Source organism: Oleiphilus sp. HI0132 (assembly GCF_001635845.1).
This window is the reverse complement of the sequence record NZ_LWGJ01000728.1, coordinates 1-886: the sequence shown is the minus strand read 5'-3', so window position 1 is coordinate 886 and position 886 is coordinate 1. Positions and strand designations below refer to the sequence as shown.

General features: G+C 44.1%; 1 protein-coding gene. It reads left to right on the top strand.

Annotated features, from left to right (window positions below):
• On the top strand, nucleotides 1-886 hold an 886-nt coding region (locus tag A3766_RS08655; RefSeq protein ID WP_156508794.1), incomplete at both ends, for an isomerizing glutamine--fructose-6-phosphate transaminase.

The following is an 886-nucleotide window of genomic DNA, read 5'->3' as shown; positions in this document are numbered from 1 at the left end:
GTATTGCACACACACGTTGGGCAACTCATGGTGAACCTAGCGAACGTAATGCCCACCCTCATGTATCAGGTTCCGAAATTGTAGTTGTTCACAACGGGATCATTGAAAACCATCATACTCTGCGTGAGAAGCTAAGTGCCGTGGGTTATGAATTTGCTTCGGATACAGATACCGAGGTGATTGCTCATCTAGTTCATCATGAACTAAAAACACATGACTCACTATTATCAGCATTCAGATCAACTGTGAAGCAATTAGAAGGTGCTTACGGAACGGTTGTTATGGATACCAGTGATCCAGACCAGCTAATTGCAGCGCGTTCTGGTAGCCCATTAGTGATAGGATATGGCATAGGAGAAAACTTCCTGGCATCAGATCAATTAGCATTATTACCAGTAACGAACCGTTTCTCCTTCCTAGAAGAAGGCGATATCGCCGTACTGACACGCCAAGACGTGACCATCTATGATGCTGTAGGTAGTGAAGTATCAAGAGATATCAATGAGTCTGATGTCTCGCATGATGCTGGCGACAAAGGGCCATATAAGCACTACATGCTAAAAGAAATCTATGAACAGCCGATTGCTATTAAGAACACCTTAGAGGGTAGAATTGCAAACGGCCAGGTTCTTGACACGGCCTTTGGTGAAAATACAGCAGAGATTCTAAAAGGCATTGATCACGTTCAAATTATTGCCTGTGGTACGAGCTACCACGCCGGCATGGTCGCACGTTATTGGTTTGAAGAAATTGCTGGTGTGTCATGTAATATCGAAATTGCATCTGAATTTAGATATAGAAAGTCGGTTGTTCCGGCTAATGCACTATTGGTTACAATCTCGCAGTCAGGTGAAACAGCCGATACTCTGGCAGCACTAAGACTGGC